The organism is Neisseria sp. HMSC070A01, from assembly GCF_001810165.1.
In the GTDB taxonomy this organism is placed as follows: Bacteria; Pseudomonadota; Gammaproteobacteria; order Burkholderiales; family Neisseriaceae; genus Neisseria.
The window spans coordinates 1-662 of the sequence record NZ_KV800117.1 but is presented as its reverse complement, the minus strand read 5'-3'; the positions used below and the strand labels follow the sequence as shown (position 1 = coordinate 662).

The following is a 662-nucleotide window of genomic DNA, read 5'->3' as shown; positions in this document are numbered from 1 at the left end:
CCAACCCCTGCCACGTGGCGAACGTCCCCAAAGGGTCGCCGAAGGCAAAATTAAAGAGCTTCAGGCCGTGAATGGGCAAAACAGCCTATTGACGGCTTGATGTTTGACGAAACAGAAAGCAAAGCCCATGACTGCGAAAGTACGGCAAAGGCATAAAGCCTGGAACAAAGATAGACAGCATGGGCTTTCGTACATCTAAAGTTTGGACACTATCAAGGGATAAAAAGCCCGTATTAATAAGGTAAAACAATGTACTTAGGAATAGACGTATCAAAGAAGACTATAGACTGCTGTCTGATAAAAGAAGACAGCAAAAGGCAGAAACAATTTAAGAACGAACAAGGAGGCTTTAAACAACTCAAGCAGTGGTTAGATGAAAATCACGCAACATCAGAGCTTAAATGCTGTTGTGAAGCAACAGGTACATATTACAAACAACTGGCTTTATATCTCAAAAATTACTACAAAGTCAGCGTAGAGAACCCAAGAAAAATAAAAGGCTACGCCATATCAGAACTGCAAAGAGCCAAAACAGACAAACAAGATGCAAAACTGATAGCCATGTATTGCCAAGAAAAAAGCCACAGATTGAGAGAATGGCAACCGCCGGAAAAAGATCAGCAGGAACTTGAAGAACTCACAAAATATTTAGACTATCTCAC

At 41.2% G+C, this 662-nt stretch carries 1 protein-coding gene; it reads left to right on the top strand.

The annotated features are described in order from the left end of the window. Positions 1–249 precede the first annotated feature (249 nt). Positions 250–662, top strand: a 413-nt coding sequence (locus HMPREF2711_RS01170; protein ID WP_141745642.1) for an IS110 family transposase, incomplete at its 3' end; no start/stop codon positions are given.